The organism is Paenibacillus tianmuensis (assembly GCF_900100345.1).
Lineage (GTDB): Bacteria > Bacillota > Bacilli > Paenibacillales > NBRC-103111 > Paenibacillus_G > Paenibacillus_G tianmuensis.
Genome location: NZ_FMTT01000076.1, coordinates 1 through 16034 on the forward strand (window position 1 = coordinate 1; position 16034 = coordinate 16034).

The window sequence follows — 16034 nt, forward strand, 5'->3', positions numbered from 1 at the left end:
GCTGCACCCCAGCGCTGCGCAGCGTGCGGGCGAGGCGGTTGGCCCGCTCGTTCAGCTCGCGGTACGTCAGCCGCTGGCCTTCGCAGTAGACAGCAGCCTGCTCCGGCGTCCGCGCCGTTTGTTCCTCCAGCAACTGGTAGATCGTCTTCTCGCGAGGCGAGTTGACCGCGGTGTCGTTGAACGCATGCAAAATCTGCTCCTTCTCCACCCCGCTCACCAGCTCCAGTTCGTGAATGCGGATATCCGGGTTTGCTACGACCTGCTCCAGCAAGTAAGTCAGGTGCGCTTGAATCCGCTGAACATCCGCTTCGTGGTAAAACCGTGTGTTGTACTCAAAGCGGACAAGCAGGTTTTCACCCGGCGCGACAATCAGATTGAAGTCGTAATTCGTTTGTTCGGCAATCTCTATGTTCTCGACCTTAAATGCGGCTTCTCCACTGCCGATCTGGCTCATTTGATCTTCAACCGGGAAATTCTCGAATACCATAATATGGTTGACGAGTTCCTGCTTTTGCTCCGTCGACGCCTGAATTTCAAACAGTGGATACGAATCGTAAGCATTGGATTCCAGGTACCGGCGCTGGACGCCAGTCACAACCTCGGTGAAGGTGTCGCCCGCCTCGCAGCGAATCCGCACAGGAACCGTATTAATGAACAAGCCGATCATTCGTTCAATACCCGGGATTTCCGCAGGACGCCCCGCCACGACGCTGCCGAATACCGCATCGTTTGTGCCGTTGTATCGGTGCAACAAAATGCCCCAAGCGGTTTGCAGCAGCGTATGGATGGTGATCTGGTGCTGTCTGGCGTAGCGGTTGATTTGCTCCGTCAACGGTTTGCCCAAGTGGCAGAACAGACTGCCGAAGAGCGGACCAGCTTCTTGCTCCCTGGCTTTGCTTGAAGGCAGCAGTGTCTGCTCCCCGTATCCTGACAAATAGTTTCTCCAGTAAGCTGCCGCTTCGTCACGGTCGCGCGCTTCCAGCCACTCGATATACCGGCTGTAAGGCGTTACCGGCTCAAGCTTAGGCTTGCGCTTCTCAAGGGCGGCAAAATACATTTCGAACACTTCTTCCGTAACTAGCGACAAGCACCAGCCGTCCATCAAAATATGATGGGAACTCCAAAGGAAATGGTACGACTCATCACCCGTGCGCAGGATAGATACGCGGATCAAGACATCCCGGGTCAAATCGAATCCGCGCTGCCGGTCTTCGCGAAGAAGGCGTTTAACCCTGAGATGCTGCCCTTCCTCAGACAGACCGCGTATGTCCTCGACGGCAAAATCCGCTTCTCTGTGACGGTACACCACTTGCAGCGGCTGCTTTCTCCAGCCGTTATATACATTCGTACGGAAAATTTCATGTCGCTGCAGCAAGGCCTCGAAGCTTTGCCGGAAGGTCTCTACGTCGAAATAGCCGATAATATCAAAGGAAGTCTGTTCAAAATAAGCACCCGAGTCCGAATCCAGTAAAGCATGGAACAGCATGCCTTGCTGCATCGGCGTAAGTGCGTAAACATTTTCCATTTCAGCGATAGCGCTTGTCTCTTTTACGATTTGCTCCAGCTCTTCTTCGGTCATGCCGCGAACCGAAACATCGCTAGGCGTCAGTGTCGGTGTTGTCTTCGCCGCGCAATGAGCGACGACTTCCCGCAGCGAGGACTGCAAAAGCCCAGTGAAGCATTCCATCGTTTCCTTACGGTATTGCTTGCGGCTGTAGCTGACGGTTAGGGAAAGAACCCCCCCGGATACCAATCCGTTAATATCCAGGACAAAGGTTCTTACAGCCTTTCTGCTGATCTCGTCGCCGCTTGAATAAGGGGAAAACCGTAAAGAACCGTTCTCTAAATCCTGATCGAACTGCCCCAAATAGTTAAAGCTGATTTCCGGCTCCTGCCTTGACTCTTGAGGCCCGAACAGCCCGGATAAATAACGCCAAATGCCGTATCCAATCCCCTTGTTCGGAATGCCGCGCAGCCCTTCCTTGACCGCAACAATGCTTTTTTGCAGGTTCTCGTTCGCGCTCATGTCCAGCACAACCGGGTATTGGCTCGTAAACCAGCCGACGGTGCGGGAAACATCGAGATCCGGAATAATCGGCTCCCGGCCATGGCCCTCCAGGTTCACGGCAACACGGTTCATCCCCGTCCAACGCTGGACGGCAAGCCCCAGTGAGGTGAGCAGCAAATCATTGATTTCGGTATTGTACGCTTGGTTAGCATACCTTAGCAGTTGCTCCGTTTCGTTTTCCGTCCAAACGACGGTTATTGTATCGCTATCGCCGACCAGCGAAAGCTCTCCCTCATGATCCTTAGGCAGCGCTTCGAATCCCCGCTCTGTGACATTCTGCCAGTAGGCTTGCTCGTGTTCGATTTCAGGACCTTTGGCATACTGCGAAAGCTTCTCGGCCCAGAGCTGAAACGAATCCGTTTTTTGCGGCAGCCGGATCGGCTCCTCTGTTAGCGCCTGCTCATAGGCACTTGCAAGATCCTCGAACAAAATACGCCACGATACGCCGTCGACCACCAGGTGATGAATGGCGATTAACAGGTGGTCTCCGGCTTGGGTCCGGAACAATCCAACCCGAACGAACGGCCCTTCTGTGAGCGAGATGCCGCTTTGAATTTCGTTAGCTTTCGCTTCTATAGCAGAGGCAAGGTCAACTTCACCGTTCATGTCGTATAAGTCGAAGCTGTACAGCTCGCCTTCGCGGGTACTGCGGTTCCAGGCTAACGGCGGCCCGTTCTCAGAGTAACGGATCACGATGCGGAGGGCATCATGATGCTCCACAAGCCGGCTGATACTACGGCGGAGCGCATCTTCCTGGAATCCCTGCTCGCGATAAAGCAGAACAGCCTGGTTGTGATGGTGGGGATCCGCGTATTGCTGCTCAAAGAACCACCATTTAACCGGTGTCAGCTCCACGGCTCCAATCGATTCTCCTTGGTCAGCCACCCGCGTAATCCGCTGTACATAGGGACTCAACCCGCCGATCGTCGGGTTTTGGAATAAATCTCTGATCTCCAGCTTGTATCCGTTTTGGTATAACTTAGATGATACTTGAAGCGACTTGATGGAATCGCCGCCCAGCTCAAAGTAGTTATCCCGGATGCCGACAGCCGGCACGCCCAGCACCGCCTGCCAAATCGAGGTGAGCGTGCGTTCCGCCTCTGTGCGCGGAGCCTCGTAGTCCGCACCGGGGAACAACAGCCCGCCTTTCGGCTCAGGCAGCGCTTTGCGGTCCACCTTCCCGTTCGGCGTCAGCGGCAGCTTCTCCAGCACTACGAGCTGTGCCGGCACCATATGTGAAGGCAAGCTTTGCTGCAAGTGCGCCTGCAGCTCAGCGATACCCAACGACTCGCTTGCCGCCGCATAGCCGCACAAATACTTCTGCCCGCATTCGTCCGTCCGGTCAACCACAACCGCCTGCTTGACTCCTGCGAACTGCAGAATGGCGGTTTCGATCTCGCCCAGCTCGATCCGGTAGCCGCGAATTTTCACCTGGTGGTCCATTCGCCCGATAAAGTCGACGTTCCCATCCGCCATCCAGCGCGCCAAATCCCCTGTACGGTACAAGCGCTCGCCTTCAATGAAGGGGCTGGCGATAAACTTCTCCTCGTTCAGCTCTGGACGGTTCTTATACCCCCGTGCGACCCCAGGTCCGCCAATGAGCAGTTCCCCGGCTACGCCAATAGGAACCGGCTGCAAGGCCGCGTCCACAATATAAAAGCGGGCATTCAGCCAAGCTTTCCCGATTGGCACATTTCCTGCCTCGGGAAGCTTCTCCAGCGGCTCGTCGTAGTAGCTGGAGTCGATAGCCGCCTCCGTAACGCCGTATGCGTTAATGATCCGCACGTGCGATCCGTAGCGCTCCTGCAGGCGCTGGTAGTCCGTCACGCTGCAGCTATCGGAGCTTGTGATTAAGAGCTGCAAGGTCGAGATGTCCAGCGATTGGCTGGCGATATGCTCCATCATCGGCACGATGAGCGCAGGCGTCGATTCAAACACGGTGATGCCGTAATCGCGAATCCATGCGTACAGCCGCAGCGGGTCGATCCGGTCCTCCTTCGGCACGATCACCATCAGACCGCCGTTATACAGTACCCGCGCAATGTCGCCCACGAACACGTCGAAGGAAAAGCTCGCCAATTGCAAGAGCCGCACCGGAAACTGGTCCAGCCGATAATCACGGCGGTATGCGATCGCCGTATTGATATAACTGCCGTGCTCAATCATGACGCCTTTCGGCCGCCCCGTTGTCCCGGACGTATAGATGACATAAGCCAAATCTTGCGGCACGTTTTGATTCGGCAGATCCGACGCTTCGGCGTCATAGGACGCTTCCTCATCCAGACAGAACACCGTTTGCAGCTTGGCCCCTCCGGCCAGCCATTCCTGAGCGCGCTCCTTAAGCTGTGTTTGGGTGAGCAGTACTGTGGCCCCGCTGTCCTGGAGCATAAATCCGATGCGCTCCGACGGATAATCCGGATCAAGCGGCACATAAGCGCCCCCGGCTTTCCATACGCCTAATACGGCTACAAGCAGGTTCACGGAACGATCGGCCAAAATGCCGACGACGGACTCCCGGCCAATACCAGCCGTCTGCAAGGTGCGTGCCAGCCGGTTCGCCCGTTCATTCAGCTCACGGTACGTCAACTGCGCATCGCCTGCCACAACTGCTGCCTGCTCCGGCACGGCTGCCGCCTGCTTCTCAAAGTACACATGGAACGGTGTCGCCAGCAGATGCTCCTGCCCCTTGCCGCCGTCTCCGCTGAATGCTTCAAGCAGCTCAGCCTTCTCGTCGCCCGTCATGATTTCAATGTCGGCCAGCTTCGTGTCCGGACTCTGCACGACCTCTTCCAGCACCCGCAGAAAATGACGGGCAAGCCGTTCCACCGTCTCCCGGCTATAGAGGGCTGTCGCATACTCCAGCGTAAATGTAAGCCCTCTCTCATCGAAGTCAGCCTCGAGCGTGAGATCAAACTTGGCAATCGCGCTATCCACCGGGTACCCGGAGAAATGCACATCATGGAAAGCCGTGCCTTCAGGCTCTGCATTCCTCAGCTCGAACATCGTATCGAACAGCGGGTTGCGGCTCATATCCCTTCTTACATTCAGCTTGTTCACGAGCTCTTCAAACGGATAGTCAGGATGGTCAAATGCACCAAGTGCTTGCTCCTTGACCTCGCCCACATAATCCAGGAAGGTCTTGTTTCCGGACGGATAATTCCGCAAAGCAAGCGTATTGACAAACATACCGATGATCGGCTCCAGATCAGCGTGGTGCCGGCCCGCCAACGGCGTGCCGACGACCACATCCTCCTGGCCGGTATATTTATGGAGCAGCGCCGTGTAAGCCGCCAGCAATACCATATATAAGGTGGAACCCGAACGCGAAGCCAACTTCTGCAAACCTTCGCTGACCGAAGAACCCGCAGCAAAGCTGATCTTATCTCCGGCAAAGCTTTGCACCGCAGGTCTTGGGTAATCCGTCTTGAGATCCAGCGTCGGAATTTCGCCTTGGAACGTTTGCAGCCAATACTGCTCCTGCTTGCTCCATTCCTCCGACTGCATTCTCTCCTGCTGCCAAACGGCATAATCTTTATACTGAATCCGTAAAGGAGCTAGCTCCTCCCCGTTGTACAAACGAGCAAGCTCATCCAAGAACGTGCGCAAGGAAACGCCATCTGACACAATATGGTGCATATCGACCAAAAGCAGGTGACGGTCCGCCGACTGGGTAAACAATCGGGCCCGCAGCAAAGGCGCTACGGTAAGATCGAACGGGCGTACAAACTGGTGAAAGAGCGTCTCGACATCTTTTCCAGCGGCATCAAGGCGCTCAAGGGAAAAAGCCGCCTCGCGCTGCACGCGCTGCACCGGCTCGCCGTCTACAAGATGAAAGCTCGTCCGCAGCGACTCGTGGCGCGCAATTAGCTTGCGGAACGCGTCTTCCAAACGGTCCGGCTGCAGCGCTCCCTCCGCGATGACCGCACCCGACATGTTATAGCCAAGCTCTCCGCCTTCCAGGTTGCTCAGCACATAGAGCCGTTTTTGCGCTGAAGATACCGGATAATAGTCGCTCTCCGGAACGTTCGGAATGGCAACGAGCACCTTTGTTTCCTTGCCTTCGATCGTCCGCGCCAATTGCTCTACCGTCATCGCCTCAAAAACTTCGCGCAGCTCAAGCTGCTTATTCATTTCTTTATGAATGCGCGCGGCAAGCGTCGCCGCACGGAGCGAATGCCCGCCGATGTCGAAGAAATTGTCCTTGACGCCGACCTTCTCAAGCCCCAACACATCCTGCCAAATCCGTACGAGCTGCTCTTCCGTCTGCGTGCGTGGAGCTACATAAGCCTCGCCCGACTGGACGCTTGCTTCGGGTGCAGGAAGTGCTTTGCGGTCGATTTTGCCACTGGCCGTAAGCGGCATTCGCTCGACCTGCACAAAGTACGTCGGCAGCATATAGCTTGGCAGCTCTTTCGATAGCGCCTCGCGCAGCTCGCCCGCCGTCAGCTCCTTTGTCGCCACAAAGTACGCGCACAGCAGCTTCTGGCCCTGGCCGTCGTCGCAGGCCATAACTACGGCCTCCTGTACCGCTTCCACTGCCAGCAGCTCCGCTTCCAGCTCGCCCAGCTCAATCCGGTAACCGCGGATTTTCACCTGATGGTCGATGCGGCCCAGATACTCGATGTTCCCATCGGGCAGCCATCTGGCCAGGTCTCCGGTCCGGTACATCCGCTCGCCTGCCACAAATGGATCAGCCGTAAACTTCTCCGCTGTTAATTCCGGACGGTTTAAGTAGCCTCTTGCCACCTGCACCCCGGCGATGCACAGCTCGCCTGCCACCCCGACCGGCTGCAACTGCTCCGTGCCTTCCTTCAGGATATACAGCCGTGTATTGTGCACCGGCTTGCCGATTGGAATCACCGCATAGGACTCATCCGGCTCGCAATCGAAGTACGACACGTCCACCGTTGCTTCCGTCGGTCCGTACAGATTGATCAGCTGCGTCCGGTTCACCCGGCCAATCGCCTCTTGGAAGCGGGCCACGTGCTGCGGCGGCAGCGCCTCTCCACTGGCGAATACATGGCGCAGGCTGGACGTTTGTTCTGTGACCGTTGGCTTCGGCTGCTGCTCCGCGTAATCCAGGAACGCATGAAGCATGGCCGGGACAAAGTGCATCGTCGTCACGCCATAACGGCTGATCGCCTGCAACATAAGCTCCGGGTTTTTCTCTCCGCCCGGCGTCAACAGGCAAACGCTTGAGCCGACCATGGCCCACCAGAACAGCTCCCACACCGACACGTCGAACGTAAAGGTCGTTTTTTGCAGAATCACGTCCGCCTCGCCAATCGGGTAGCGCTCATGCATCCACAGGATACGGTTGAGTACGGAATGATGCTCGATCGCCGCGCCTTTCGGTCTGCCGGTCGAGCCCGACGTATAGATCACGTAAGCCATGTCGCGCGGACCGGCGCCAAGGGGCAGATTCGTCGCATCTTCGGCGTAAACAGCCACCTCGTTCAAATCGAGAACTCGGCCTTCCAGCTCATGAGGCACGCGGTCCAGGAAGTGGCTCTGTGTCAGCAGCAACCGAGCTCCCGAATCTTCGACGATGTAGCGGATACGCTCCGCGGGATACTCCGGATCGATGGGCACGTAAGCGCCGCCTGCTTTCAGAATTGCGTAGATGCCGACGATCATCTCCAGCGAGCGCTCAACCATGATCGCTACCGGCACATCTGCGCCAACGCCTTCAGCGCGCAGCGTCCGCGCCAGGCGATTCGCACGCTCGTTCAGCTCGCGGTACGTCAGCCGCTCGTCCTCGAACAGCACTGCTGTCTGCTCCGGCGTACGCTGAGCCTGCTCCTCGAACAGCTCATGAATTGTCCGCTCCCGCGGATACTCCGCCGATGTGTTGTTAAAGCCTTGCAGGATGAGCGACTTTTCTTCGTCGGACATGATATCGATACTGTCGATAGCAAGCTCGGGCTGGAATAAAGCAAGGGTATACACCCGAACCAAATGATCGAATAACAATTCCAGCATTTGCTGGTCGTAACGGTCATCGCGGTAATGAATATGCAGCAAAATTCCGTCATCGTTCCGCTCAAAAGCAAGTTCGATATTGGAGACGATCGACCCTGGATGATGCCGGGTATGAAGAGCATCGAATGAAATGACCGTATGGAACAAGGGCGAGCCGTCCGGCTCTACTTGCAAATGCATAGCGCCCGCCATCGTTTGCAGCGCAATGTTCTGATTGACAATGGACTCGCTAACGGTAGCGTGGACCTGTGCAATCAGTGATTTAAATGCATCTGCTCCGTTCAATTCCTGTTTGATCAAGATGGTCTCATTCATAAGCGGAGCATCCGAAGTACGAACCGCCGGAATGGCTACAATCACCTTTTCTTCGTTCGTATACTTATATAACAGGCTTTTGACGCCTGCCAGCAACAAAATAAACAGCGCCATTGGAGAGTCTTTGGAAATGGCAATGAGCCGTTGCGATACTTGCTCGGGCAGCTGTCCGCTCCATACCTGGAGCGGGGAGCCTTCGTTTTGGTTGTCGGTCTCCCTAATTTTGTGAGCTGAACTGTACGGTATGACAGATATCGTATCTTCTGCATCGAATTTGCCGCTCCAAAAGGCCCGCAGCTTTTTCATCGCATGATCCCCCTGTTCTTCCCATCTGTTTTTCCGTGCTCCCACGGGTGAATCGGTACATCCTCGAACCATAAGGCTTCGCAGGAGCGCATGGCTTGTCCTCATGCGCTCTTTGCGAACATGGAGAAACCTTTTAGAACATGAACTCCACAGACTCGACGGATACTTGGTCCGCAAGCTCAATGTCGCCCAGCTGGATGTTCGGTTGATCCGTCACCGTATACAACAGCGCAGCGAAATCGGAGGCATACTTCTCGATCGTATGGGCTTTGAACAGCTTGGTGCTGTATTCCAGGCTGCCGTTGATACGATCCCCTTCCTCGATTAAATACAAGGTAAGATCGAATTTGGCGACGTTGTAGTCGCGTTCTTGCTGGACGAAAGACACCGAGTCAAACTTCAGCTCCTGCCGCTCATTGTTTTGCAGCACCAGCATCGTATCAAACAGCGGGTTGCGGCTGGCGTCTTGGACGTGAAGCAGCTTCTCCACCAGTTCCTCGAACGCAAACTCCTGGTTTTCAAATGCGCCCAGTGCCTGTTCCTTAACCTCCTGCAAGAGCTCCAGGAACGTCTTGTTCTCGGACGGATAGGCGCGCAGCGCAAGCGTATTGACGAACATCCCAACGACCGGTTCAAGCTCGGCCAATGGCCTGCCGGCAATCGGCGTGCCGACGATGATGTCCTCCTGCCCGCTGTAATGGGCCAGCAGCGCCTGATAAGCCGCCAGCAACACCATAAACAGCGTGCTTCCTGTTTCCTCGCTGAGCCGCTTGACCGCCGACGTACATTCCGCATCAAGCTCGAAGTTGACCCGGGAACCGTCGAAGCTGCGTACCGCAGGTCGCGGATAATCCGTCGGCACCACCAGAGCCGGAAGCTCGCCGGCCAGCGCCTCCAGCCAGTATTGTTCCTGCTTTTCGTAAGTACGCGCTCTTGCGCCTTGCTGCCAAACCGCATAGTCCTTGTACTGAATCCGCAACGGAGGCAGCTCTTCGCCTCCGTACAGCCGGACGAGTTCCTGCACCAGAATGCCCATCGAGGCACCGTCCGTAATGATATGGTGCATGTCGAATTGCATGATGTAACGCTCGGATTCGAGCTTTATCAGTTCTACCCGCATAAGCGGTGGTTTGCGCAAATCAAACGGGCGCAAGAAGTTTTCCATCCATACTTCCGCCTCCTGCTCACTGCCCTCCCGCACCTCAATGGAGAAGTCCGCCTGGGCATGCACCCGCTGCACCGGTTCACCATCCACCATCTCAAAGCTGGTACGCAGTGACTGGTGGCGTGCGATCAGGGCGCGGAACGCCTCCTCGATCCGCTTCACATCAAACGGTCCTTCGACCCGCAAGACACTTGGCAAGTTGTAGCTGATATCGTTCTTCTGAAGCTGGCTCAAAATATACATTCTCTTCTGAACGGAGGAAAGCGGATAGTAGTCTCTTTCCTCAGCAACCGGCAGACTCGTTTCGCCTGTTTTTTCCCGGCCTGCCATGACGGCAGCGAGCTCTTCCACGGTAGGATGCTCGAACACGCTTCTTAGCGGCACGCTGATCTGCAGCTCCTTCTGGATACGCGCCACGAGCGTGGCAGCGCGGAGCGAATGTCCGCCGATCTCGAAGAAATGATCCTTGACGCCGACCTTCTCAAGCCCCAGCACCTCCTGCCAAATGCGCGTAAGCTGCGCTTCTGTCTGTGTGCTCGGAGCGGCATACCCCTGTCCCGATTGCAGGCCTGCTTCTGGTGCCGGCAGCGCCTTGCGGTCGACTTTGCCGTTTGCGGTGAGCGGCATACGCTCGACCTGGACGAAGAACGTCGGCACCATGTAGCTCGGCAGTTCCTGTGAGAGTGTCTCGCGCAGTTCGCCCGCCGTCAGCTCCTTTGATGCTACATAATACGCACACAGCAGCTTCTGTCCCTGGCTGTCGTCGCGCGCCAGGACAATCGCTTCCTGCACGGCTTCCAAGTGAAGCAGCTTGGATTCGATCTCGCCTAACTCGATCCGGTGACCGCGGATTTTCACCTGGTGGTCGATCCGGCCCTGGTATTCCATCTCGCCGTTTGGCAGCATCCGCGCAAGGTCTCCAGACCGGTAAAGCCGCTCGCCCGGCTTATGCGGATTATCGATGAATCTCTCGGCTGTAAGCTCTTCGCGGTTCAAGTATCCGCGCGCTACGCCGTCGCCTCCGACGTACAGCTCCCCGACTACGCCGACAGGTGCAAGCTGCTGCTGCGCATCGAAAATATAGCTGGTCAGCGTCGGAATCGGACGGCCGATATTGCTGCGGTTGGACGCAATCTCTTGGTCCCCGATCTCCTTGTATGTCACGTGTACGGTCGTCTCCGTGATTCCGTACATATTGATCAGCTTCGTCTGCGGATAACGGTCGCGCCATAGTTTTAGCATCATCGGACTGAGCGCCTCGCCGCCGAAGATGACATAGCGCACGCTGCGGCCCTGCCCCTGCTCCGGCTGTTCCATCACCTCATTGATCAGCGCATGGAAGGCAGTCGGCGTCTGATTCAGCACCGTAACCTCTTCCTCGCGCAGCAGCTCTGCGAACGCCTTCGGATTTTGCGCGACCTGCTTCGGCACAATGACGGCCCGTCCTCCGAGCAGCAGCGCTCCGTACATTTCCCATACCGAGAAGTCAAAGCAGAACGAGTGGAAGACCGTCCAGACATCCTGCTCGTTGAAATCGAACTGCAGCTTATCGTGGACGAGCAGCCGCACGACATTGCGATGCTCGATCATAACGCCCTTCGGTTTGCCCGTAGTACCCGACGTATAGATGATATAGGCCATATCGCCAGGCTTATTTATCGGCTCCAGGTTAAGTCCGTTTCCTATATACAGCGACGGATCGTTCAGGTTAAGCACCGCACCGGCATACGATACCGCGCCGAGCAGATGTGTCTGTGCCAGCAGCACGTGCGAACCACTGTCCTCCAGCATAAATTGCAGCCGGTCCTGCGGATAATCCGGGTCCAGCGGCACGTAAGCGCCGCCCGCTTTGATCGTCGCCAGAATGCCGACGATCATCTCCAGCGAGCGTTCGGCAAGCAAGCCGACGCGGACATCCCGCCCTACGCCATGGGCGCGGAGCTGGCGGGCCAAACGATTGGCCCGCTCGTTCAGCTCGCGGTACGTCATATGCTCATTACCGCAAGAGACGGCAATCTTCTCCGCCGAGCGGCGGACCTGTTCTTCGAACAAGCCATGAATCGTTTGTTCCCGCGGATACTCCGCCGTGTTGTCGTTGAAGCTGTTCAGCAGCAGCTCCTTCTCTCGCGCTGTCACCAGCTCCAGCTTGTCTACCGACACATCCGGATTGGCGGTAACCTGCTCCAGCAGATGAATAAAGTGCTCCTGTATCCGCTTGGCATCCTCGCGATCATAGACAACCGCATTGTAGCCGAAGTCGATCCTGATATCCGCGCCAGGCATGATCGTAACGGTGAAGTCATAATTCGTCTGCTCGTTCATCCGGGCGTTACGGATTTCGAAAGCATCCGGCCCGCGTTCTCCAATCCGTTCGATTTCTTCATCCAGCGGATAATTTTCAAAGATCAGAAGATGGCTGATCAAATCCTGCTTTTGTGCCGTATGCGCCTGAATTTCGTAGAGCGGATACGTATCGTAAGCGTTCGACTCGATAGCCTGCGCCTGGCCCCGTTTCAGCATGTGGGCAAAGCTCTCGCCGGCCTCGCTTTGGACACGCACCGGAATGGTGTTGATGAACAACCCGATGATCCCTTCCACGCCCGGAATGTCTGCCGGACGGCCCGATACAACGCTGCCGAATACGACATCGGTGCTGTTGTTGTAGCGCTGCAGCGCAATGCCCCAGGCCGTTTGCAGCAACGTATTGATGGTGACCTGATGCGCCTTGGCTGTCCGCTGCAGGGCTGCGCTGAGCGGCTTGCCGATTAAGCGCGACACTTTTTCCAGCTCATAACGCTGCTTGGCATCGGCCGTCTTACGGTTCGGCAAATCCGTATGCTGCTCATACCCGGACAAATACTCCTTCCAATAAGCCGCAGCTTGGCCTGCATCCTGCTTATCCAGCCATTCCATGTAACGGACGTAAGGTGTGACCTGCGGCAGCTTGACCTCGCGCTTTTGGCGGATAGCAAAGTAGGCGCCGAACACTTCCTGGTACAGCAAGGATATGCACCAGCCGTCCATCACGATGTGATGGAAGCTCCACACGAACGAAACCTCCGTATCTCCCGTTTGGAGAATCCCGATCCGCATCAGCGCATCCGCTGCGAGATCAAAGCCTCTGACTCGGTCCTTGGCGGCAAAGGCGGCGACATAAGCCCTTTGCTCGGTATCGCCAAGATCACGCACATCCTCGAAATAAAACTCGCTTGCTTTCGACCTGTACACCATTTGCAGCGGCTCCTGCCTCGAATCGTTGATAATATTCGTGCGCAGCACCGTATGCCGCTGTACCAGCAACTCCAGGCTTTGGGCAAAAGCTCCGACATCAAAGCGTCCGACCAACTCAAAAGCGGCTTGCTGGAAGTAAGCTCCCGATTTCGGCTCAAGCAGGCTGTGAAAGAGCATGCCTTTCTGCATCGGCGTGAGCGCATACACATTCTCCACTTCGCCCGTTTGCTCGGCTTGCCGGATGAGTTCCTCCAGTTCGTCGATGGTCAAGCCTTTCCGCTGCACGTCGCTTGGCGTCAGCTCGGCCTGCTTTTTCGTCACGCAGTGCTCCAGCACCTCGACCAGACGGTCATGCAGCAGTTGAGCTACATGCTCGATGGTTTCCAGACGGAAGGCCTTGGCGTTGTACAACAGCGTCATCGTCAGCCGGCCGCCCGATACCATGCCGTTGAAGGTGAGCGCATGCTGCAGCGCCGTTTGTTCGCTCACAGACTGTCCGCTCGAATACGGGGAAAACCCGAAAGCACCGTTCTGCAAATCTTCATCGAATTGGCCCAAATAGTTGAAGCTGATCTCCGGTTCTTGCCGCAGACGTTCGGCCTCCGGAAGCTCCGATACGTACCGCAGGATGCCGTAGCCGATACCTTTGCGCGGGATGCGGCGAAGATCTTCCTTCACCTGTTTGATCTGTTTGCCAAGCGCCTGGCTGCCTTCCACCGTTAACAGCACCGGATACTGGCTTGTGAACCAGCCGATCGTCCGCGACAGATCCAGCTCCAAGCCGATGGCATCAGCCTCGCGGCCATGGCCTTCCAAGCTGATCAACAGCCTCTCTTGTCCGGTCCAATCCTGGACGGCAAGGCCGAGAGCGGTAAGCAGCAGATCGTTCACATTCGTGTTATAGGCGCGGTTTGCTTGCTTCAACAGCTGCTCGGTTGCTTCGGCTGACCATTCTACCGTTACCGTACCGCTGTCGGCGAGCGTGAGTCCGCCGGCCTGTCCGTCTTCCTTCGGCAGTACAGCCGTCTCCACTTTCTCCAGGTCACGCCAGTACGCCAGCTCCCGCTGCAATTCGTCGCTAGCTGCCGCCTTCCGCAGCTCTTCGCTCCATGTCCGGAACGAATCGGTCTTATGTGGCAACCGGATCGTTTCACCTTGAACAGCTTGGTCGTAAGCCATCTTCAAATCCTCGAACAAAATGCGCCACGATACACCGTCGATCACGAGGTGATGAATCGCGATCAGGAGATGGTCCCCGTCCGTGCAGCGGAACAGACCAAGCTTCAGGAGCGGTCCTTCCCGCAAATCGATGCCGGCCTGCAGCTCGCTTGCTTTCGATTCCACCAGCTCACGGGCATGATCCGCATCCCGGTAATCGAACACGCTCAGCTCAAGCGGCTTGCCTTCATGCACATCCCGGTTCCAAGCGGTGAAGCCGTCCGGGGCCGCTTTGTATACCATACGAAGCGCGTCGTGATGCCCGATCAGCTTCGCGAAGGCTTGGCGGAGCGCCGCTTCCTCAAAGCCCTCTGCCCGGTGGAGCAGCAAGGCTTGGTTAAAGTAGTGAGGCTCGGCAAAATTCTGCTCGAAGAACCAGTGCTGAATCGGTGTTAGCCGAGCCTCTCCAGTCACCGCCCCTTGATCGGCCTTGGCGCCTGTTGCCTGGACATAAGGACTGAGCCCTGCAATAGTCGGATACGCGAACAAATCCTTCATTTCCAGCTTATAGCCTTGCTGCAGCAAGCGGGAGGACACTTGGATCGACTTGATCGAGTCGCCTCCCAGCTCGAAGAAATTATCATGGATGCCAACCGCGCTCGCTCCAAGCACGCCCTGCCAGATGGCTGCCATGGAACGTTCCACCGGTGTGCGCGGCGGCGCGTAATCTGCGCCGGTTTGCCCGCTGCCGTCCGGTTCAGGTAGCGCCTTGCGGTCGATCTTGTCGTTCGGCGTCAGCGGCATCGCTTCCAGCTGCACGAAGTGCGCCGGCACCATGTAGCTTGGCAGTTTCTCGCTCAGAACTTGGCGCAGTTCGCTTGCCGCCAATTCCTCGCTTGCCACGTAGTACGCGCAGAGCTGCTGCTGGCCTTGGCCGTCTTCCCGCGCGATGACGATCACTTCCTGCACCGCTTCCACCTGCAGGAGCTTCGCTTCGATCTCGCCCAGCTCGATCCGGTAACCGCGGATTTTCACCTGGTGGTCGATCCGGCCCAAATATTCAAGCCGCCCGTCCGCCAGCCATCTCGCCAGGTCGCCCGTCCGGTACATCCGCTCCCCGCTGAAGCGGCTGGTCACGAATACCTCCGCCGTCAGCTCCGGACGATCCAGGTAGCCTCTGGCCAGACCCACACCGGCTACGCACAGCTCGCCTGCCACGCCTGCCGGCAATAGATGCCCGTGCGTGTCCACGATGTATACCCGGTGGTTCGGCATCGGCCGCCCGATTGAAACCTGCCTGCCTGCCTCCGGATCTTCCGAGACCGGCCAGATCGACGTCGCTACCGAGTTTTCCGTCGGACCGTACCCGTTGTAGTACGCCACCTTGTCCTTCCACTTCTGCACCAGCTCCGGCGATGAGGCGGAGCCCGCTGTGAACAGAACGCGCAGGCTTGGCATATGCTCCGGCTCCAGATACACCGCATACGTTGGCGGCAGGGCCGCTACCGTAATTTGATGCTCCGCCATATACGTTTCAAACAACTGATAGTTCAGAATCGTATCCTTCGTCGGCACGTACAAGGTCGCGCCGCAGAACAGCGCCTGGAAGATCTCCCAGCAGGCCGCGTCAAACGACAGGCTGGCGAACAGCAACGCGCGGTCCTCTACGCCGATACGCAGCGTGTGGTCGTAATAAGCTTTCAGGTTCGTCAGCCCGTGATGCTCCAGCATGACGCCCTTCGGCTTGCCGGTTGTACCCGAGGTGTAGATGACATAGGCCAAGTCGTCCGCGCCGGATACCGGCTTCGG

2 protein-coding genes are annotated in these 16034 nt (G+C 57.0%); both read right to left on the minus strand.

The genetic code is table 11. The features are described from left to right. Positions 1 to 8671: non-ribosomal peptide synthetase (locus tag BLO51_RS27400; protein ID WP_245719856.1), on the minus strand; the 8671-nt coding region annotated here is incomplete at its 3' end. Positions 8672 to 8804: 133 nt separating this feature from the next. Further along, on the minus strand, positions 8805 to 16034 hold a 7230-nt coding region (locus tag BLO51_RS27405), incomplete at its 5' end, for a non-ribosomal peptide synthetase (RefSeq protein ID WP_143007008.1).